At 55.4% G+C, this 20,578-nt stretch carries 14 protein-coding genes and 1 pseudogene; 2 read left to right on the plus strand and 13 right to left on the minus strand.

Annotated features, from left to right (window positions below; translation table 11 throughout):
• Position 1: 1 nt before the first annotated feature.
• Entirely contained in the window at positions 2–2,641 is a 2,640-nt protein-coding gene (gene ppc, locus ACL2XJ_RS06785) for a phosphoenolpyruvate carboxylase (protein ID WP_413726041.1), read from the plus strand.
• A 252-nt stretch (positions 2,642–2,893) separates the two neighbouring features.
• Here the strand turns inward: ppc and metF are convergent, their stop codons facing one another.
• The 6 genes and pseudogenes from metF to metB form a co-directional block, all read right to left on the minus strand.
• A complete protein-coding gene (gene metF, locus ACL2XJ_RS06790; protein WP_132924388.1) occupies positions 2,894–3,805 on the minus strand; it encodes a methylenetetrahydrofolate reductase in 912 nt (303 codons plus the stop codon).
• 307 nt (positions 3,806–4,112) lie between these two features.
• Positions 4,113–4,694, minus strand: a complete 582-nt coding sequence (locus tag ACL2XJ_RS06795) for an ankyrin repeat domain-containing protein (RefSeq protein WP_413726042.1) — start codon at positions 4,692–4,694, stop codon at positions 4,113–4,115.
• A 3-nt stretch (positions 4,695–4,697) separates the two neighbouring features.
• A pseudogene (locus tag ACL2XJ_RS06800) lies at positions 4,698–4,844 on the minus strand (ankyrin repeat domain-containing protein); the annotation flags it as partial.
• A 12-nt stretch (positions 4,845–4,856) separates the two neighbouring features.
• Positions 4,857–5,219 carry a hypothetical protein gene (locus ACL2XJ_RS06805; RefSeq protein WP_413726043.1) on the minus strand — a complete coding sequence of 121 codons (363 nt, stop codon included), beginning with the start codon at positions 5,217–5,219 and terminating at the stop codon, positions 4,857–4,859.
• A 701-nt stretch (positions 5,220–5,920) separates the two neighbouring features.
• A complete protein-coding gene (locus ACL2XJ_RS06810; RefSeq protein WP_132924384.1) occupies positions 5,921–8,356 on the minus strand; it encodes a bifunctional aspartate kinase/homoserine dehydrogenase II in 2,436 nt (811 codons plus the stop codon).
• 2 nt (positions 8,357–8,358) lie between these two features.
• Entirely contained in the window at positions 8,359–9,519 is a 1,161-nt protein-coding gene (metB, locus tag ACL2XJ_RS06815) for a cystathionine gamma-synthase (RefSeq protein WP_132924382.1), read from the minus strand.
• Between the two features lie 324 nt (positions 9,520–9,843).
• Between metB and metJ the strand changes: the two genes are divergently transcribed.
• Complete coding sequence (gene metJ, locus ACL2XJ_RS06820; RefSeq protein WP_132924380.1) at positions 9,844–10,161, plus strand: met regulon transcriptional regulator MetJ; 318 nt, start codon at positions 9,844–9,846, stop codon at positions 10,159–10,161.
• A 169-nt stretch (positions 10,162–10,330) separates the two neighbouring features.
• Here metJ and ACL2XJ_RS06825 read toward each other — a convergent pair whose 3' ends face one another.
• From ACL2XJ_RS06825 to ACL2XJ_RS06855, 7 genes are all read right to left on the minus strand, one after another.
• Positions 10,331–11,701 carry a VasL domain-containing protein gene (locus tag ACL2XJ_RS06825; RefSeq protein ID WP_413726044.1) on the minus strand — a complete coding sequence of 457 codons (1,371 nt, stop codon included), beginning with the start codon at positions 11,699–11,701 and terminating at the stop codon, positions 10,331–10,333.
• Between the two features lie 146 nt (positions 11,702–11,847).
• On the minus strand, positions 11,848–12,282 hold the full coding sequence (gene tssE, locus ACL2XJ_RS06830; protein WP_413726045.1) for a type VI secretion system baseplate subunit TssE: 435 nt from the start codon (positions 12,280–12,282) through the stop codon (positions 11,848–11,850).
• A gap of 3 nt (positions 12,283–12,285) precedes the next feature.
• The gene (tssJ, locus tag ACL2XJ_RS06835; RefSeq protein ID WP_413726046.1) at positions 12,286–12,822 is read right to left on the minus strand and encodes a type VI secretion system lipoprotein TssJ; all 537 of its coding nucleotides are present in this window, start codon (positions 12,820–12,822) and stop codon (positions 12,286–12,288) included.
• On the minus strand, positions 12,803–13,900 hold the full coding sequence (gene tssG / locus ACL2XJ_RS06840; protein ID WP_413726047.1) for a type VI secretion system baseplate subunit TssG: 1,098 nt from the start codon (positions 13,898–13,900) through the stop codon (positions 12,803–12,805). Before tssG ends, tssJ begins: the two co-directional genes overlap by 20 nt.
• On the minus strand, positions 13,864–15,627 hold the full coding sequence (gene tssF, locus ACL2XJ_RS06845; RefSeq protein ID WP_413726048.1) for a type VI secretion system baseplate subunit TssF: 1,764 nt from the start codon (positions 15,625–15,627) through the stop codon (positions 13,864–13,866). Before tssF ends, tssG begins: the two co-directional genes overlap by 37 nt.
• Before the next feature lie 52 nt (positions 15,628–15,679).
• A complete protein-coding gene (gene tssA / locus ACL2XJ_RS06850; protein WP_413726049.1) occupies positions 15,680–17,272 on the minus strand; it encodes a type VI secretion system protein TssA in 1,593 nt (530 codons plus the stop codon).
• The gene (locus ACL2XJ_RS06855; protein ID WP_413726050.1) at positions 17,272–20,346 is read right to left on the minus strand and encodes an ImcF-related family protein; all 3,075 of its coding nucleotides are present in this window, start codon (positions 20,344–20,346) and stop codon (positions 17,272–17,274) included. Before ACL2XJ_RS06855 ends, tssA begins: the two co-directional genes overlap by 1 nt.
• Between the last annotated feature and the right edge of the window lie 232 nt (positions 20,347–20,578).

The raw sequence follows: 20,578 nt of genomic DNA on the forward strand, positions 1-20,578 counted from the left end.
TATGAACGAACAATATTCGGCAATGCGCAGCAACGTTAGTATGCTCGGGAAGCTTCTGGGCGACACCATTAAAGATGCAATGGGTGAAAATATCCTGGATAAGGTAGAAACCATCCGGAAGCTGTCCAAATCCTCCCGGGCGGGTAGCGAGACGCATCGCCAGGAATTGCTAACCACGTTGCAAAACCTGTCCAATGACGAACTGCTGCCGGTGGCTCGTGCGTTTAGCCAGTTTTTGAATCTGACCAACACCGCGGAACAGTTTCATGCCATTTCCCCCCATGGGGAAGCCCTTAATAATCCGGAAGGATTAGGTAAGGTTTTTGCCCGCCTGAAAGATAATAAAGAGCTGGATGACAAAGATATCCGCGCCGCCGTGGAATCGTTGTCCATTGAATTGGTGTTGACCGCCCATCCCACTGAAATTGCCCGCCGGACCTTGATCCATATGCTGGTTGAAGTCAATAACTGCCTGAAACAGTTAGACCACAGCGATTTGGCGGATTATGAGCGCAAGCAAATCATGCGCCGGCTGCGTCAACTGGTGGCGCAATACTGGCATACCGATGAAATACGCCATAACCGTCCCTCCCCGGTTGACGAGGCCAAATGGGGATTCGCCAATGTGGAAAACAGCCTGTGGGAAGGCGTACCGCAATATTTGCGCGAGCTGAACGAACAGTTGGAAAGCGTGTTCGGATTCAGCCTGCCGGTGGAAAACGTACCGGTGCGCTTCACCTCCTGGATGGGGGGCGACCGCGACGGGAATCCCAATGTCACCGCCGACATTACGCGCCGCGTGTTGTTGCTCAGCCGCTGGAAAGCCGCGGATCTGTTCCTGCGCGATATCCAGGTTTTGGTTTCCGAATTATCCATGACGGAATGCACGCCGGAAATGCGGGCGCTGGCGGGCGGCGACGAGGTGCTGGAACCTTATCGCGTGGTGATGAAGCGCCTGCGCGGGCAATTGGTCGCCACCCAGAACTGGCTGACCGCGCAGGTTAAAGGCGAACACCAGTTGCCGCCGGATGATCTGCTGGAAAGCAACGATCAGCTTTGGCAGCCTTTGTATACCTGCTATCAATCGCTGAAAGCCTGCGGCATGAATATCATTGCCAGCGGCCAGCTGCTTGACACGCTGCGCCGTATCAAATGTTTCGGCATCCAGCTGGTCCGTATCGATGTGCGCCAGGAAAGCACCCGTCATACCGAAGCGTTAAGCGAGATCACCCGTTATCTGGGACTGGGGGATTATGAAAGCTGGTCCGAGGCTGACAAACAGGCATTTCTGATCCGCGAACTGAACTCCAAACGGCCTTTGCTGCCGCGTTATTATCAGTTAAGCGACGAGACCCACGAAGTGCTGGAAACCTGCCGGGTGATAGCCGATGCGCCGCAGGGTTCCATTGCCGCTTATGTCATCTCCATGGCGAAAACCCCTTCCGACGTGCTGGCGGTGCATTTATTGCTGAAAGAAGCCGGCTGCCAGTTCCCGTTGCCGGTCGCCCCGCTGTTTGAAACATTGGACGATCTGAATAACGCCGATGACGTGATGAGCCAATTGCTGGGTATCGATTGGTATCGCGGCTTTATCCAGGGCAAGCAGATGGTCATGATCGGCTATTCCGACTCCGCCAAAGACGCCGGGACCATGGCGGCTTCCTGGGCCCAGTACCGCGCGCAGGACGCGCTAATCAAGACCTGTGAAAAAGCCGGCATCGCCCTGACGCTGTTCCACGGACGCGGCGGCTCCATCGGACGAGGCGGCGCGCCGGCCCATGCGGCATTACTGTCACAGCCCCCGGGAAGCCTGCGGGGCGGACTGCGGGTCACCGAGCAAGGCGAGATGATCCGTTTCAAGTTCGGCCTGCCGGAAGTGGCCATCAGCAGCCTGGCGCTCTACACCGGGGCGATACTGGAAGCCAATCTGCTGCCGCCGCCGGAACCTAAGCAGGAGTGGCGTACGCTGATGGACGACCTCTCCACCACCTCCTGCAATATGTATCGCGGTTATGTGCGTGAAAACCCCGACTTTGTGCCTTATTTCCGTTCAGCCACCCCGGAACAGGAACTCGGCAAACTACCGCTGGGATCGCGCCCGGCGAAACGGCGGCCCAACGGCGGCGTGGAAAGCCTGCGCGCCATTCCGTGGATTTTTGCCTGGACGCAGAACCGGCTGATGCTGCCGGCCTGGCTGGGGGCCGGCGCCGCCTTGCAAAAGGCCGTCGACGAAGGCAAGCAGGATGAGTTGGAAGCCATGTGCCGCGATTGGCCGTTTTTTTCCACCCGTATCGGTATGTTGGAGATGGTGTTCGCCAAAGCGGACTTATGGCTGGCGGAGTATTACGACCAGCGTCTGGTGGAAGAGAAGTTATGGCCCCTCGGGAAGCAGTTGCGCAAGCAATTGGCGGATGATATCAACGTGGTGCTTACCATTGCCAATGACGATCATTTAATGGCCGACCTGCCGTGGATCGCGGAGTCCATCGCCCTGCGCAACGTCTATACCGACCCGCTGAACGTACTTCAGGCGGAACTGTTGCATCGCTCGCGCCAGCAGGAACAGCCCGACCCTAGGGTGGAACAGGCGCTGATGGTGACCATCGCCGGCGTGGCGGCGGGAATGCGCAATACAGGTTAGCAGAAAGATATCGTCAAATTCAAACCGGGCCCTGAGGGCCCGGTTGAGCTTATCGACAAAGTGTCCGGTCGGGACAGGCTGCCAGATCGTAAACACGCCGTGAACCCGTCCCAGGGGGCTCGATCAGCGCCATCCCTGGCGCGGACGGTTTACTCTTCTGGCAGCCTGTCCCGCCTTATTGAATCCGAGCATGTTTGTCAGCAATCTGAACAGGGCACTGAGGGCCCGGTTCTGAATTGACGGACTCGCGACTTAAACCTGGGTCTGTTCGGCGGCGACCTGCGGCCTCACGCCGAGGGTATGGCAAATGGCGTAGGTCAAATCGGCGCGATTCAGGGTATAGAAATGAAAATCCTTCACCCCTTCCCGGCTGAGGATTTTCACCATATCCATAGCAATGGAGGCGCCGACCATTTTGCGGGTTTCAGCATCGTTATCCAAACCGTCAAACATGCTGGTCATCCAATTCGGCACCTTTACATTGGTCATGGCGGCGAAGCGTTGCAGCTGTTTGAAATTGGATACCGGCAGAATGCCGGGGACGATTTCGGTTTCAATGCCGGCGGCCACGCAGCGATCGCGAAAGCGCAGGTAGCTTTCCACATCAAAGAAGAACTGGGTGATGGCCCGGTTGGCGCCGGCTTCCACTTTCTTCTTCAGGTTAATCAGATCGGACTGGGCGCTTTTGGCTTCCGGATGCACTTCCGGATAGGCAGCCACGGAAATATCAAAGTCACCGACTTTTTTCAGCAACGTCACCAAATCGGCGGCGTACATGGCCGGTTTGCCGCTGCCGGGGGGCAGATCGCCGCGCAGCGCAACGATATGACGGATACCGCTGTGCCAATAGTCTTCGGCAATCTTTTTCAGCTCTTCCGGCGTGGCGTCGATGCAGGTAAGGTGAGGCGCGGCATCCAGGCCGGTGCGCTCCTTGATATCCTTGATAATGCTATGGGTGCGGTCTCGCTCGCCTGAGTTGGCGCCGTAAGTCACCGAGACGAAGGTGGGTTTAAGAATGCTCAGGCGATCGATGGAGTGCCATAGCGTTTGCTCCATTTCGCTGGTGCGCGGAGGAAAAAACTCAAACGAGACGTTGATATCGCCCTGTAATTCAGCCAGATTTTGGTTCAGGGCTTCCCGCTGATTGGCGTGAAAAAAACTCATACCTTTTCCTCTTGCGCGTGGGATTGTTCATTGATGACTATACGCTGATGACGGTGCGTTGCGAACTCATCTTGGTATGCGTCTATACGTTTAGACGGCTAAATTGAATTTGACGGAAATCGTTAGCAGAGTCAACAAAATCATTGCCGACGATGGGGAGTAATGTTCACCAATGTTGAAAATTTTTCACTTTAACGTGATCGACGTTTGCCAACTACCCGGGCTATTCCTGGCGGTCGTTTGAGTGCATAAACTTCAGTTGGTTATGGAAGAGAAAATATTTTGAATATTGAAAAATGAGATCAAATCAAAAAAGACCAAACCAGTTGGACACGTTTGGAGATTTAACTGATTGCCTTTCTTGAATAAGTTCGGCTATCTTATCAAACCCTTTGCGCACTGCCAACTCATAGGCTGTCATCCCATATATATTCTTGATATCTAATTTTAAATTTGGGATTTGAAGTAACTTCTCGGTTACGCCAAAAAACTCATGGGCTACCGAAAAATGCAGCGCAGTATTATTTTGCCGATCAATTAGGTTAACGTCTACACCTCTTTTCGCTAAATCCTCAATAAGATAGTGATAAGGACTCAATATAGCCAAATGCAATAATGTCTCTTTGTTATTGTTCTGGTGGTTTATTGCAATAGATTCTTTATCAAGGAATAGATCAATGATAGCTTTATTTATACCATTATGCTTTTTAGCAAAAGCATGTCTCAAAGCCAGATCCCCATTTTCATCATAGACATTAACATTAATTCTTTTATGATCCAGCAGTGTCTTCACAATGTCGAAATTACCACATTTCACCGCATAGTGCAGGAGAGGGAGATAATTTTGATCATCATCATCGAGATCGCTGATATTACAATTGTCATCCAAATCAATGCCTGGCATGTCAAGAAGGGTAGTTAATGTACTTATATCATTATTCTTAATAGCATAATGTAACGGCGTATATCCCTCTTTATTCCTGGCATTAATATCTACACTTTCAATCTTAAGTAGAATGCTACATATATCACTTTTCTGGCTTTGAACCGCTCAATGCAACAAGTTATTATCCGTCTTATCCCCTTTAACAAGAAAATAGTTAATATTCATTAAACGCAGAAGATTAATACTCTGACAATCACCCTTATCAACCAGCGAAAACATAGCTTCAGCTAAATCTTTACCAGTCGCTAACTCAATGTTACGCACGGCTTCGGATAAGAAGAGATGAGACGTCGCTGCCAACGGCAGTGATTCCGAGATTGACATATTCTTTAATATTTTACCAATAATTTCTACAGGCAACCTATCAAAATAAGTGATATTATTATTCTTCATGGTGTGAGCGCTATTTTGTACGCCTATTGGCGGCTTTTGCCATAAGCTGAAACTTTGCGTATTGGGATCATACATTATATAATTTCCACTAGGACTGGAAGCAGTAGTACTAATCATCATTTGATATTTCTCATTTATTTAATATTATATTATCTAAATTAAATATTTAACTTATATATACATGAAAAAAAATAATATGGCAAATTATGAATTTTTTAAAATATTAATCAATTATCTCATTTGCCGCTAGATTCCGTTCGAGCAGGCCAATTAATTAACCTGTCATATCATGGTATCGATAGCAACTGTTCAACTCAGATATTATCGCCAATTTTTGAACAAGAGAAATGAACAAATCGGGCGGAGAAAACGTTCGGCAAAAAATGTTAAACTCGGTTGAAGTCGATTTGGTAGCACCGGCGGTACCGGAGCGTTTATTAACAGAGGACCGTCGTGAGCTCACCTTACTATTCAAAGCAAACGTTATTCAAATTTGCTTTCAGCCATTTGTCGCCGCGTCGCCATCTTACTGCAGCTTAGATCAGCCAAGGTGTATATCTTGATATCAGTGGTTGTGATTGCGTAAAAATTCTTGAGCGCTCATGATTTTTTTCCACTTAACCCCTCAAATAATTTTCCTATCTCGCGATGACCCTTCCTCTACGCCATGAGTTGTAGATTTTGTATATGATATTGACTTAACCCCGTCTTAATTTGAGGATGACGGCTTGCGGAATTTGCCCTCGGGCGGCATTTGCACCACCCGGCAAATTGATTTACAACAGCTGCGCCAACCTGTTGAGATCCGACTGGATAGCGCCGGCGGTGACGTCCCGCCCCGCCCCTGGCCCGCGAATCACCAGCGGGTTATCCCGATACCAGCGGCTCTCGATGGCAAACACGTTGTCGCAGGGCAGCAATGCCGCCAGCGGATGCTCCCGGCGTACCGCCTCGACCCCAACGCGGGCCTTGCCATTGGCGTCAAAGCGCGCCACATAGCGCAAAACCAGACCCATTTCGCTGGCCGCCTCCAGCCGCCGGGTCATTTCTTCATTCAGGGCATCGCCATCTTCGAAAAACTGATCCACCGAGCCGCTTTCGCTGCTTGCGGAAACCAACGATTCCACCCGCACCTGGTTCGGCTCGATGTCGTAACCCGCTTCCCGGGCCAGTATCACCAGCTTGCGCATGACATCCTGGCCGGACAGGTCCACCCTGGGATCGGGTTCGGTAAGACCTTGTTGCCAGGCTTGCTCAACCAAATCGGTAAAGGGCACCGTACCGTCGAATTGTAAAAACAGCCAGGAAAGCGTGCCGGAAAAAATACCGCTGATGGACAGGATACTGTCGCCGCTGTCACGCAGGTCGCGAACCGTATGGTTAACCGGTAGACCGGCGCCAACCGTGGCGTTATAGAGCCAATGCCGCCCCGTTTTGGCAAAAGCGTCGCGAATTTGGCGATAATTATCTCCGCTGGAGGCCCCCGCCAGTTTATTGGCGCTGATGACATGAAAACCGTAGCTGGCGAAATCAAGATATTGATCCGCCAGGATTTCGCTGGCGGTCACATCCAGCACCACCAGATCGTCATAGGGATGAGCGCGCATCCAGAGAAACAGTTCTTCCGGATCCTGCTCAACGGCTTCATCGTTGAAGAAGGCCAGCGCCCGGCTGGCGTTGAGTCCCTCATAGTCAAGGAGGCTGCGCTGGCTGTCCACTACGCCGCTGAGGATAAATTCAAAGCCGGTACGGGCCGACAGGCTTTCCTGTTCGCGGGCAAACAGCTCCAGCCAGCGGGAGCCGATATTGCCTTTGCCGAACAGCACCAGGCCGATGCGCTTTTCAGCGCGAAACAGCGAGGTGTGCAAGCCCTGAATGACATGTTCGGTGGGACCGACGCGCAATACCGCCACCAGGCTGATGCCGTCTTCCGCCTGCCAGAAAAACTCCACCGGCTGATATTTAAGCTGCTGATAAAAACGGTGGCAGTGCAGAGGGTTTTTGGCGACGCCGGCCCCCACCATAGCCACCAGCGCCAATCCTTCGCGCAGCTGCAATTGACCGGGCAGCTCCGCCTTTTCCAGTACCTGATAGACACTGCCGGCCACTTCGGCGGTATAGCAAAGCTGAATCAACCGACGATCGCGATGGACCCCCATGGCCAACGGTTTGATTTGCGTTCTTTTCAGAGCCGCATCAATCTCTTTTTGCGCCTGGCTGAAATCATGCTGCGGCGCAACCGACAGCTCAATCAGGCAAACATCATCATGGCTGGTGACAATTTTGGCGCCGGTGCCTGACGCCAGCACCCTTTCTATACGGGTCGATCCCTGTTCCGGCTGATAGCTGCAGCGCAGCATCAGGTCGATATCGCTGCCGGACACCGGCTGCAAGGTACGGGTATGGAGGACCGGCGCGGCCAACCGCGCCAATTCGCTGGCTTCATCAAGACGCAGCAGCGGCAGCAGACAGGCATCCTTGACCTTGCGCGGATCGGCGCTGTACACCCCCGCCACATCACTCCAGATGGTGACTCGCGTTACCCCCGCCAGGGCGCCGATTTGGGTGGCGGAATAATCGCTGCCGTTACGCCCCAGCAATACCGTATCCCCCGCCTGGTTACGGCTGATAAATCCGGTTACCACCAGGCGCTTGTTGGGATATTGGGTCAAGATCCGCTGTAACAGCGGCCAGGAGAGGGCTTCGTCCACCTGCGGCTGTGCGGCATATTCGGCACGCAGGAAATCACGGGCATCTAGCCAGGCCGCATCGATATCCTGATGGTTGAGCACCGCGGCCATCAGCCGCGCAGACCAGATTTCCCCGTGTCCCACCACTTCGGCATAGACGGCTTCGGTCATCTTGCCGTCCAGCAAGACCGCCAGGCGCTCGAGATCGCGCACAAACTCGGCGAACATCGCATCCGCCTGATCGGAGGGTAGCAGGCCGCTTATCAGTTGATGCTGATAACGACGGAGAGTTTGCTGGATCTGATGCGCGGAGATACGATCGCTCTGGCTGAATTTAAGCCAACTAATTAGCTGGTTAGTGGTGCTTCCCGCTGCGGAGACTACCATCAGATCGCCGGGTTGGCTGTATTCGGCCATAATACCCGCCACCCGTTGATAACATTTCACATCCGCCAGACTGCTGCCGCCGAATTTATGCAGTTGCCTGCCCACCGGGCGTCCAATCGTCCCTAAAGCACTCATACTTACCTCTTAGTCGCTGCCTGGAAGGCTTGTTCCAAATCAGCTATCAAATCTTCACTGTCTTCGATACCCACCGACAGACGCAATAGGGTTTCGCCGATACCGGCCGCCGCGCGCGCTTCCGGCGCCATGCCGGCATGGGTCATGGTCGCCGCATGGGAAATCAGGCTCTCCACACCGCCAAGGGATTCCGCCAGTGTGAACAGCTCCAGGCTGGACAAAAAGCGTCGCAACACGGCTTCGTCGCCATCCAGTTCAAAGCTCAGCATGGCGCCGAAGCCCGACTGCTGGCGGCAGGCGATTTCATGGCCGGGATTGCCGGGCAACCCGGGATAATACAGTTTTTTTACCAGCGGTTGCCGCTGCAAGTAGTCCACTATATCCTGGGCATTGCTTTGCTGCTGCCGAATGCGCGGATTCAGGGTACGAATCCCGCGCAGCAGCAGATAGCTGTCGAATGCGCCGCCCGTGACGCCGATGTTATTGGCCCACCAGGCCAGTTCGGTGGCGAGGGCTTCATCTTTGGCAATCACCGCGCCGGCCACCACATCGGAATGTCCGTTCAGGTATTTGGTGCAGGAATGCACCACCAGATCGGCGCCCAATGTGAGCGGTTGCTGCAGCGCCGGACTCATAAAGGTATTATCCGCCACGCAGATGGCGCCGGCCTCATGGGCAGCCCGGCAAATCGCGGCGATATCCACTACCCTCAGCAACGGATTGCTCGGCGTCTCAATCAGCACCAGCTTGGGATGTTCGGCCAGTGCCGCCCTCAGCGCCGCTTCATCACCCTGATCGACGAATTTTACCCGATACGCGCCGCGTTTGCTCAGACTATCGAACAGGCGATAGCTTCCGCCATAACAATCATGAGGCGCCACCAGCAAATCGCCGGGCTGAAGGAAGACCGTGCAAACCAGATGTATCGCCGACATACCGCTGCTGGTCAGTACCGCGCCGGCGCCATTCTCCAAATCAGCCAAGGCCCGCTGCACGATATCACGGGTCGGATTGCCCCGCCGGGAGTAGTCATGCGCGCGGGGTTGATTGAAATCCACGAAGTTATAGGTGCTGGAAAGCGTGATTGGCGGAACAACGCAACCGAACTGTTCATCATCATTAAGCCCGCTGCGAACTGCGATTGTGGCCTGTTTGCGCGTCATGTACTCACATCCTGATCAGTGCTGGAGAGTGGAGGTAAAAGAGTAACCTCCTCTTAGATAGACGTCAATACATCTGGACATCTAAACTTCTTAGCGTATAGATTGAGCAAATTATCAATAACAGCTAAAATTATGCGGGTTTAAAGTGTTAAAATCTAATCTCTCTTTTACCGTGGGTAATGGTAGCGGTCGAGTGCGTTATGATAGGAAAAGCTGATAAGTCGCAAAATAAGCGGGCGTGGAGTAGTGAGTAACACGAAGTTCCGGCATAATTGGCTCGTTTTTAGCGAATTTTAATCATTTTATGAGAAATTAAGGTATCCCATGGCGGAATGGAAAGGTGAATATGTCAGCCCTTATGCTGAACATGGTAAAAAAAGTGAGCAGGTTAAAAAAATTACGGTATCCATTCCGCTGAAGGTTCTGAAAATTCTTACTGACGAAAGAACCCGGCGGCAGGTTAATAATTTACGTCACGCCACCAACAGTGAACTGCTTTGCGAAGCCTTCCTGCACGCATTCACCGGACAGCCATTGCCCGATGATAACGATCTTCGCAAAGAGCGAAACGATGAAATACCGGAAGTAGCCAAAGAGATGATGCGCGAAATGGGTATTGATCCTGAGACCTGGGATTATTAACGCATTATATGCCGTAACAGCGCGCTTGGCGTAATTGCCGATTTGTCCCGGGCGTTCACGGGATTAATTCCATGAGCCTGACGAACCGGCGGAATTCTCTCTGGAAAAGATGCAACACAGGCTCGGCCGGCATATGAAAATACAAGAAATAGTATCCGGCCGCCGGCGTTCATTCCAAATCGGTCATCAAGGCAAAGCGGTTGAGCAACTGGCTAAAACGCCGTTCAATCTGCTGACGCAAAACAGGCGACGGCTCCTCTCCCGTCTGGATCTGCTCATGATATTGCCGCAATAGTTCTTCCAGCGGCAGTGTGCGATGTAATGGTTGCTGGATGGAGAAGACCGCGGTTTTAAGGGCCGACACCGTCATGTAGCGGCCCTTGGATTGCTCCAGCTGGTTTAATTGTTGCCCCAGTTGTTCCAGGCGTGTACGCGCCAAAAAAAAATTTGCCAATTCTTCTTCGGGCGTTGCATTGGCCAAACGCTGCCGGCGCCAATCAGCGGAGAGGCGCTTGATCCGCTCGCTATAAGGCCATAATTGACGAGCCTGCGCTAATAAGCCATCGCCGTGGCGGTGCGCCCATAATGGCGGCAGTCCCGCCAGCTGTTCCAACCGTGCCCCGGTGGCCTGTATCACCGCCGGCTTGGCCTGCGCCCGCTCCGCCGGCGAATGATGTTGCTCCAGGACATTGATTCTGCGTGACGGTAACGCGGCCGGCAAGGGTTGCGTTGTTGCCAGCAGGGTTTGGTCCAGGGTTTCTGCGGAATGCCGTTGTATCAGCATGCATCCCGCTACAGTCAGGGCAGTGATGAATATGCCCGCCGCAAAACCTTGCCAGGCTTTCCAGCGCGGCGGCCTAAGTTCGGCGACATGTATGCGCGGATGCGCCTGGTTTTTGGTTTCGGCAATATAGATGAGGGGTTCACTTTGCAATCCGGTCATGGAAGAGATGGCCGAAAGGTGATTAGACCCGCCGGGCAGCGGCGGGTTATCCGCCCTGATAGAGGAATCGTCGGTATGTTCCAGACGCAGCGCGGTATCATGGATGGTTTGCCGCAAGATATCCAATTTGCAAAGATGATTGAGTTCGAGAGTGCGCAACGCATCGCAAATCGTCTCCATCCCCCGATCGGCACGGTATAACAGGGCCAAATCTCCGTAGTCCACGTGGATCATACGCCAGACCTGCTGCAACCGCTCGCAGAGACCCGCCAGCAGCGCCACTCTTGCATGGGTTGGCCGGGGCCAGAAAACTGCCCATTGCTGGATAACCAATGCCGCTATCAGTTCAACGCCCTCGCACAATCCCGCCAGACCCGCCACTCGGGCTCGCGCCAACGTAAAATCCACCGCGGTATGCAGTTCAACGCCGTTTCGGCGGAACAGCGCCAGGCAAAGTTGTTCAATGCGTAACCAGTCCACGTCCGGGCGGGCGGGATGATGTAATTTATCCAACTCATCACGCAATGCGGTAAATTCGGTAAAACCACGGGGATCGCCGCCGGTGCTGACCCTATGGCCAGTGGTCATTAATGACATAACGCCTCTGTCTAAATTATTAATTTCAGTGAATTAAAGCTGTTTCAGACGGCCGGTAATTCTGCACTTCCGGCATGAATTCACCACCGGCCCCCGCCTTGGGCGGCCAGTCTGAAACCAGAGCAAATGCAAGACGAAACGCATTATCAGATTAAAAAGCGCTGTTGCCGGAGATGGCGAACAAGCATTTTACCTTGAGCGCTAAAGGTGGTACCGAAGGTGATTGGGCCGATGCCTTTGAGTTCCGCTTCAATGGAATATTCCAACTGCCCCGGAAGACATTGTGGCAACAGACTAATGGCAACGCCTTCCAGGCGCGGCTCGTATTTCAGCAGTACTAATGTCATGGTGGTTAGCAGGCCATATGCCGAGCCGGGCATGCCCTGCAGGATTTGACTCATATCCGGCAGACCGTAATCCGGCAAATGGCTGAGAGTGCCGGCCCGGCAATTAAGAATGCGCTGCAGATTGTCCAGCACGGAGAGGATGACCTGATCGCTGCCGCTAATTTGATGCAGTTCCATCTCGCCGCTGAAATTGTGCATCATCATTTCATAGAGCGAGGGATTTTGATGTTGCATTTTTTACTCCTTCGGCGCTTTCAGGCTCAGGGTATTCTCCCCCAGTTCAATCACGCGTGGGCTATCCGGATCCAACTGCTCACGGGGGATAATAATCCGCCAGGTGTTCTTTACCGTATCCGGCGAGCGGAACAACCCTACCACCGCCACACACTTCGCCTCTTTTTCCATTGGCATATTGAGCTGTGCGCCTTCGCCCGGCTTCACCACCACTTCCCGCCAAGACAAAAGATCTTCCCGCAGCAAGGTTTCACCATCGGTCAGCAGGCGTTGGTAGGTCGCTTTATCTACCTTGCTACCGTCGCGAAGCTGATAGACCCGTACCATAGTCGGTACCGACAGGGCAGTCATATCCGTTTCATCAGTATTCAATGACGCCCGAGCGCTGAAATCCAGATACAGCGTCTTGATTTGTTTGTAGAAAATGGCTTTAGCGACGGAACCGGTGCCGTCCACCACGCTTTGCGTCAGACCGCAGCCGCTCAGCGAAGAAATGATAAAGGTTAATACAAGCGGCGTTTTAAAAGCGATAACGGACATTCTGACACTCCATTGCAACGGTATTCGGCTGTAATCCCTGATAGCGCCCCAGGCCGATGGTGATGGCAGCAGGTATAGCCGACGAGGGTTCGGCGGGCCTCAGTCCAAGTACGCCGGTTAACCCCAATTGCACCTGTTTTCCGCCCAGTACCGGCGCCGGTAAACAGCAGCTGGACAGCCTCAGCTTTAAACGGATCGAACAACGCCAGCCCAGATAAACCCTCAGCAAAACCAGAAAATCCCGCTGCAAGGGGCCGCCCGGCAACCAGTCCCGCGCCTCATTGGGATTTTCCGTTGCTAACGTCAGTAACAGTTGGCTGTTGACATCCCACCCCGAGCCGCCAAGCACCACCCGTTGACTTAGATTTACCCTACGGGTTTTATCCAGGGCCGCCGCGGGAGTCAGGGTGATTTTTTGCGGCCAGTGAGGTGTCACCGAAGCGACAGTATCGGGTGCCAGCAGGGCTACCAGCGCTACCATTCCTTCCGCGGTGCGGGTCGGCAGACGCATCAGGCCAAGCAGCGCCAGAAATCGCGACATCGGTGTGGCGATATGAGCTGCCGTCCCCGGTATCCCCAGGCCAATTAGCCCCAGCAGACATTGGGAGATGGCATCCGTGCCGCCGGCGGCAAACGTGGCCGGATAGGAATACTTGCGCCAGATACGGTAAAATTGAGTAAAGATGCGGTGGTTAAAGATATCGAGGAAGGCTTCAAGGGCCTCATGCCCTTCCCGCTGGCGGGTGATATCATCCAGGTACGGCGTCGGTAACGGCGAATCCACGCCGTACAATCCGAGAAAGGAGGTTCGTACCGTGGCCGGGCGTCCGGGGCGTTCTCCATCGGTCTCGATGGCTTTCAATTCGCTGACCGGAAACCCCATGCCGGGATGAGGCCTGAAACGCACCGGATCGTTTGCCGGGTCGGCGGTACTGCCCAAAGGAAGGCTATCCGGCACTGCCAGTTCCACCAGTTGGCAAAAACGGTATACACCCACCTCAGCCATCCGATCGGCCATCGCTTCAACCAGCCGGGTAGCCCTCAGCCGGGCACCCGCTGACTGTGGTTCTCTTTCCATCGCAAACATGTTCCCAAGGGTTGAAGATTTAGCGTTAGCCGGGTAAAGAGATGGACATCAGCGTACAGCGCAAAGAAACGGCTGAGCATCTCGCCGAACAGGCTGATATCCCCTTCGCCGGCAAAACCGTTGCTATCAAGAGTGATTTCGATGTCGACGCCTCGCAGCAGGAAGCCTTTTTCGAATCGTTGTGCCAAATGGTGTTTCACCTCGACTATGGCGGCCAGGCGACGGCGGTTGAGTTCATCTTCCGTCCAGTCATAAAGCGCCAGCGTGCCCCGCAGCACTTCAGCATTGTCCATCATCGACAGGAAATTCGATCCCAGATGACTCAATACCCGCCAGTGGAAGCGATCCCGGTTCGGAGGATAACAAGGATGGGTGGGCGCGCACAGATTGCGCACGGCGAGGCCCGTTTGCGTGGATTGCACTACCGTATCCAGCAGAGTGCTTTGCAACGCCTTGCGGGGCAGTTGTCCGTTAGTGCCGGTCAATGTCAGAGACAGACACTCATTGGCGCTGAGTTTGTCGGTGTCGAACGCCTCGCCGCCCAAAATCAGCCAGGTATCGTGTATACCGCTGGCGCCGCGTTTGACGCGGGAATGGAAATAGCGCTCCGGCGCCTGCGCACGCAGCATGCCACCCTTGTGGCGAAAGCTGCTGAACGGTACGTATTCTTGATGTCCGCTGTGTTTGGAGGAAATCACGCTGTCCACTGAATAGATTTCAGTATGGCCGTCCTGCATGCGCATGGGCCGCAGCAGATAATCGGTTGCCAACGGAGAAAGCGTCAACGGATCGGCCTCGAGGGGAAACAGGTTTATCACCGGCACGCAGTGCAGGCGGATACTTGTGGTATCGATCCGCAAGTCATGGCGCCATTGCTCGCTAAGCACCACGTCCAGCTCAAACCAGGGCATTCCCTGCGTTAAAACGATGTACTCCAGTCCGTGCAACGCCACGAACATGAATTTTTCCCGGAACGTGAAGTATTCAAGCAACAATTGGTAGCCGCTGAAGGCACAGTCCCCTTTCGGCCACAGCCGATCCCGGTCGCCAAACCCCAGCGGCGAAAAAAAGCCTTCCAGCGGCCGGCGGTCCGTGTCGCCGGGCAGCCGAATGTACATCCCCTGGGTTTTCAGCGTTAGCGCCCGATGCAGCGCGCAGGCCACCGTGCTGTCGGCATTGAGGTATAACGGCAGGCGGCGCAGGTCAGTTTGGCTCCAATCCGCCAGTTCGCCGCAGCCGAACCGCAGCCGGATGACAGAGCGGCCGTCCGGTTCGGTAACAACGCCGGCCGATTCCACAGACAGCGGGGTTAACGTCATGTCCTGGGTGGTGGTGTAGCGGCAGCGTGTCCCCTGAGGCCCCATGGGCCTGGACATCACCTCGAACCCGCGGCCGACGGTCTCACTGTGCTTCATCAGGCGCCGGTCTGGCGTCAATTCAACGATGGACAGCGACGGTATGGTGCGTAGATAGTGCGGCCACAGCAGGCTCACCAGCCCTTCGGTCAGCTCGGGCAGATCATCATCAAGCTTTTCACGCAGCCGCCCCATCAGGAAGGCAAATCCCTCAAACAGGCGCTCTACATAGGGATCGCGCGCGCCGACCTTGTCGAGGTTGAGCATCGCCGCCCGGTCAGGGTGCGCTTCGGCGAACTCCTTGCCCGCCTCATGCAGATAGCGCATTTCGGCGTCAAAATAACGCAGGGTCAAATCATCCATGGGGAAAATTCTCATTAAAAGAGGGCGATATAAAAATCGGATTTGAAAGAAATCACGAGCAAAGGATGGCGGCCCGCACCGGATCGATAGCCACCAGCGCAGCCAATAGGGCTTCCATCCGCCGCGCCAGCGCCGTCTTGTCGGCATCGTTGCGCTGAGCTTTCAACCTCATAAGTTTCAGCAGCCGCGCTTTGACTTCAAAGCTCAGCTCCGGCTCCCAATCAGCTAACGGCAAACCGGCGGAGGTAGTGTTGAGCTCTCCCAACAGATGCAGAGCCAGGTCATTTTTGCCGTACTGCTCGGCCACCCTCGCCATCAATAAACGCAATAACCAGCGTTGGCGAACCGTTTGAGTGCCGGGCCGGGCCGCCAGCCATGCCAATGCGGCGTCCACTCCGTCGCTGTCCGCCTGGGCCAGGGCCTCGCTTTCCAAGGCCAGAATGTCATTGCCATCCGCCGGCGCCATTACTGAGGTTACGGGCGCCCAATGCTCGGCACTCCCGCTGACCTGCTGGGCTATCCAACCGCGAGTCACATCGTCGGCAAACGGCGTGCCGTCATTCCAGCTCAGATTTTCCAGCCCGGGCAAGCGCGCCAGCAACATCCCGAGATCCTGCTTGACGAGATCCGCCCAACCGGAGAACGGCTGCCCCTGCTTGCTCAATGCCTGGCAGGCATACCATTGCAAATCCAGCCAAAAGTGGTTAACGCCCTCCGCATACATCCGCTCAACCTGTTCCAGCAGTTCGTCCCAGCTCTGCTGCAGATACAGGCGTTTAAGCTGGGCGCGACAGTCACTGCGCGGCGGGGTCAAGCGGGTATTGCCGGCCTTTTCCTGCTGCGGTAAAAGATGCACCGTGTCCCAACGCAGACTTTTCATCAGGCGGTGGCTTGCCAGCCAGCCTTGCGGCTGTTCGCGCAGGTAGCGCGAAAGCGCTTTTCCCTGTTCCAGCAGGTCGCGGCCCGACTGAACTTGACGCAATCCCGGCTTCAGCCCGGCGGAAGAGGAAAGCATTCCGGGGCCATCCACGGCGCTGTGTTGCGGCACCACCGCCTCCAGCCCACCCGATTGCGCCAGACGCAACTCCAATGCGCCGTATAGCGCCCCCAGGGCCGGCCGGTCAAGCTCAGACCATGCGCCGACAGCGTGTTCCAGCAGGGCCAGCGCCGCCACGACGCGCACCAGCTCGCTCTTCGCCACTTCCGGATAGCGGGCCAGACTATCCAGCATTTTGTTGCCCGCCAGCCATTCCAACGCCGTTCTGCGGCTGTTGGGACGAGCCGGCAGCACCCGTTCGCCAAAACGGTCGACCAGTCCGGCCAGCAGCATCAGCCCGTCAGCCAGCCCCGCCTCGCCGTCGCCATGCAGGCGCGCCCACAGATAATAGGTAGCAACGCGGACGTCCTTACAGACGGTGGTTAGCAGCGTCTCGGCCAACCGGCAGATGAGGCCGGTATCCGCCCCGGTGATTTTATTGACCTCCTCTCGCATGCGCTGGAAATCGTCGCAATAACACGGGTCATCGCCTACCGGGTTATCAGCGGAGAGAGGCAGCAACCATTTTTCCCACTGGACCATGTGCCCACGGGCCAGTTCAAGCGCGTTCCGTTCCGCCAGACAGGTAGTGATTAATGTTTGCAACATCACCCATCTCCTCCTATGGCCGCGGTATTTCGTGGCATTGTTCCACCGCCGGCATCAACATCGAATATTCGGGCCGGCAGTGAAAAACCCCGCAGCTTCAGCAGCGCCAAGGGTCCTTCGGCCAGTTCGGTGCGCAGGTTCCAGGTTAGCGGTAAATCATCCGGGCCGGTCAAGACCAGGCGGTAAAGGGTATCGCCGTCATCCAGCGCCGTGACCTTGGCTTGCTCCAGCAGGCGGATAAGCCCCCAGGTTCCTTGTTCATCGGCGAACAGGCGCGGGCCGGCGTTCACACTGCTCCAGCTCAGCATCACTCCTGGTTTGTCCGAAGCACCCGGCCAATGGAAATTTTGCCAGCTTTCCTTCTGGTTGAAGTACCTGAGCTTCTGTCCATCGAGATTGAAGGTGGTTTCCACCACATCACGTACCGGTTTGGCCATCAGCTCGAAACTTATGCCCATACCGCCGTTAGTGTATAAAATGTCGGCAAGCTGACTAAGGTGGTTAACCGCCCGCAGGAAAGCCGGGTTAAAATGCAGCCCTTGGCTGTTCAGCTTGTCCGGCACCCAGCGATTGCCTTCCTTGTGCAATACTCCGCTTAACTGGCGGGTCAGGAACTGTTCGATGCGTCCGGATTCAGTGCGGACAAATTGCCCAAGCATCGGCAGAGACGCATCGCTGCGCGTGTCCGCAAACGGGTAGCGCCCATTGAAAGCCCGATCCCAATTATCCGCTATCGACGTTCGCCACTGCACATTCAGGCTGGCGGCGGATGGCTGCAGTACCTTCTGCCACGCCTGGGCCAGCGGCTGGACAAACACCGCCCGGCCAAAACCGCTCCACTCTTCCCCCAGGCTGGCGGCAAGCAGGCTGCCGTATTCCTGCGTGTCTGTCAGATCAATGCTCTTGCCTTGGAACACCGTCTGCGCCAATAGCTGGGTCATCTCCTGCGGGTCATTGGAGTTCGCCACCTGTTGGAGTTTGAGGCGCACCCTGGTGATACGGGTCAGGAAGGTTTGCAGGCTGAGAGAGCTGTCGCCGGTCATGACTCCCGCCGGGCTTCCCTTTCCCATCATTGCCAGCAGCGGGCCAAATGTGCCGTCCAACGGACCGGTCAACCCCGCGGCGCGCTGGTCGATGGCGGGCAGGTCGTCTTTATGCAGCAGGCTCTGTACGGACTTCACCAGCGAATCTGACAAGGCCGCTCCCCGTTGTCCGGTTTGCCCCTGATAGCTAAGGGTGTTCATCAGGGCAATCAGCGGGGACTGACGCACATCGGCCATCAGGGTGAGCTGGTCGGTCACATCCGACAGATTTTTCGCCTGCTTCCATCGCAGACTATTGAGAAAATTCAGCCAGGCACCGCTGAAATCGGTAAAATAGCGTTCGGTAAGGCGTTCTTCAAGCGCTTCCGGCGACACCTCGGCCGTCACCGGATGTGTGGCGTCGCTGAGCACCCAGTCAATTTCCTCCCGGCGGGAGGCAACGGCCTCATCAATGGCCTTCTGCACCTGTCCTTCCCAGGCTTGACGGGTAAATACCCCCGGCACCACTTCGGTGGAGCTGAACAATCCCTGCGCGTCCCTATCTCCTACCATATGCATTAAGCCAAGTTCGGCGTAGTTGTTCGACACGGATTGCAGTATCTTCTGATAAAGCGTTGCCTCGGCGTTACGCTGCCCGATCTGCACCAGCAATAGCCGGCGCACCTGCGCCACCAGATCAGCATCGGGCACGATGCGCCATTCCGGGTGCTCCGCCAGATTCACGGCATAAAAACTCCATAGCCCCGGCGACAGGCTCCGCCATAAGCCGGTAGCAACCCCGGCACGGACCGGTTCGTTTTCTTCGAGGATTCGAGTCAAAAAGTCCGCATCGGCTTTTTCCGGATACGCCAGCATCAGGTAGGCTTTAAGCCGGCCGTAGCCCACCAGGGCTCGCTTGGCGCGTTGCGGACTGTGCGGCGGCAGGGCAACCAGTTCAGCGAGATGGAAGCTTAACTGTTTTGCCGCGCCGTCACGGACAAGGCGATTATTCATGGCGCCGTAGCGCGGCCATAAGGCGGCCGATAACATGCCGCTTTGATTTAAGCCAAAACGTTGATACCAGGGCGCCCCGTGCGAGGAAAGATACTGCAACCGCCCCAGTTCATTCGCCAGTTGACGAAGCGCCTTCAATTGTTCGCCGATGGGAACGTCTTCCCTCAGCGCCGTCAGTTGCTCCCTGGCGGTAACGATATGACTGCGGTTGGAGATAAAAGAGAGCAGGCTGCCGCCCCCCCACAGCAGCGTCAATCCCAGCACCGCATAAAAAGCGTTTCGCTCCCACGAAAAACCGGCGCGGCGGCCTCTGGCCGAACTATCGTTTACAATGCCTTGCCATGCCGGATCCGAACACCAACCGTGCCCCGTCCCGGACGCTTTGTCATTGACCGGCAGGCTGAACATCATGCCGCGCAGCGACAACGCGCAGGAGAAGTCACGCCACAGCGGAACCAGCGCCTGCTGCCAGTACGTTATACCCTCCCGCTCCAGATACAGTGACAAACGAAGCAGGAAATCATGTCGGGTAGTCGCCAACACCTGACCCATGCCCTCGCGGCGCAGCGGTGCAATCAGATCAAGCAAACGGGCGGATAAATATTCAGATGTACAGGCTGCCGGCAACAGGCATCCCACCGGCGCGCCAGGGCGATCTCCTTGCGCCCAGGCGCTGTCGCATACCTGCCACAGATAGAGCGGCGCCTGCCAGCCTAACCGCTGTCCCTGACGCAGAAGCTGGCGCAGACCAAGATAGATGTGCCTAGGCTGGGCGCCCTGGGTTTCAGTCACCGCCCAGACGATGCCGTCCAGGGGACGCCGCCGGCGCAACGCGCGAAGCCGGGCAATCAGTTCTTCATTCGGATCGGCTTGTACGCTGCCGCCCCACAGCAGCAATGTACTGTTGCCCTCCAGCCAGCGCTGCAATGTAAGACCGGGCGTGATGGCCTCTACCTGTTCAGGCTCGCCGATAACCAGCAGGATACGCACCTTGCGGCGCCAGAAACGACCGTGATGCAGGCGAAGGCCTTCCACCATAGGTTGGAGCGCATTTTCTTGCGCCTTTAACTGGGCAAGTCGCTGCTCCTGCTCAGGATATACCCCCGCTTTTTCTGCATCATTTTGAGCCTTCTTAAGAAGGTATAAAGGAACAATGATTGATATCAAGCGAATAAGAAGTATGAGAGTCAGAACAATAAACCACAGGGTTATCTTCTGTGCCCGACCGAGTATGCCAATGCCATCGCCGAAATAATCAATGCTCAGCCAT

Source organism: Sodalis sp. RH16, from assembly GCF_047324245.1.
Classification (GTDB): domain Bacteria; phylum Pseudomonadota; class Gammaproteobacteria; order Enterobacterales; family Enterobacteriaceae; genus Acerihabitans; species Acerihabitans ligni.

Coding starts and splice junctions, on each gene's coding strand:
- ppc (WP_413726041.1), top strand. CDS start 2: ATGAACGAACAATATTCGGCAATGCGCAGCAACGTTAGTATGCTCGGG.
- metF (WP_132924388.1), bottom strand. CDS start 3,805: ATGAGTTTTTTTCACGCCAATCAGCGGGAAGCCCTGAACCAAAATCTG.
- ACL2XJ_RS06805 (WP_413726043.1), bottom strand. CDS start 5,219: ATGTATGATCCCAATACGCAAAGTTTCAGCTTATGGCAAAAGCCGCCA.
- ACL2XJ_RS06810 (WP_132924384.1), bottom strand. CDS start 8,356: ATGAGTGCTTTAGGGACGATTGGACGCCCGGTGGGCAGGCAACTGCAT.
- metB (WP_132924382.1), bottom strand. CDS start 9,519: ATGACGCGCAAACAGGCCACAATCGCAGTTCGCAGCGGGCTTAATGAT.
- metJ (WP_132924380.1), top strand. CDS start 9,844: ATGGCGGAATGGAAAGGTGAATATGTCAGCCCTTATGCTGAACATGGT.
- ACL2XJ_RS06825 (WP_413726044.1), bottom strand. CDS start 11,701: ATGTCATTAATGACCACTGGCCATAGGGTCAGCACCGGCGGCGATCCC.
- tssE (WP_413726045.1), bottom strand. CDS start 12,282: ATGCAACATCAAAATCCCTCGCTCTATGAAATGATGATGCACAATTTC.
- tssJ (WP_413726046.1), bottom strand. CDS start 12,822: ATGTCCGTTATCGCTTTTAAAACGCCGCTTGTATTAACCTTTATCATT.
- tssG (WP_413726047.1), bottom strand. CDS start 13,900: ATGGAAAGAGAACCACAGTCAGCGGGTGCCCGGCTGAGGGCTACCCGG.
- tssF (WP_413726048.1), bottom strand. CDS start 15,627: ATGGATGATTTGACCCTGCGTTATTTTGACGCCGAAATGCGCTATCTG.
- tssA (WP_413726049.1), bottom strand. CDS start 17,272: ATGTTGCAAACATTAATCACTACCTGTCTGGCGGAACGGAACGCGCTT.
- ACL2XJ_RS06855 (WP_413726050.1), bottom strand. CDS start 20,346: ATGGTGGAAGGCCTTCGCCTGCATCACGGTCGTTTCTGGCGCCGCAAG.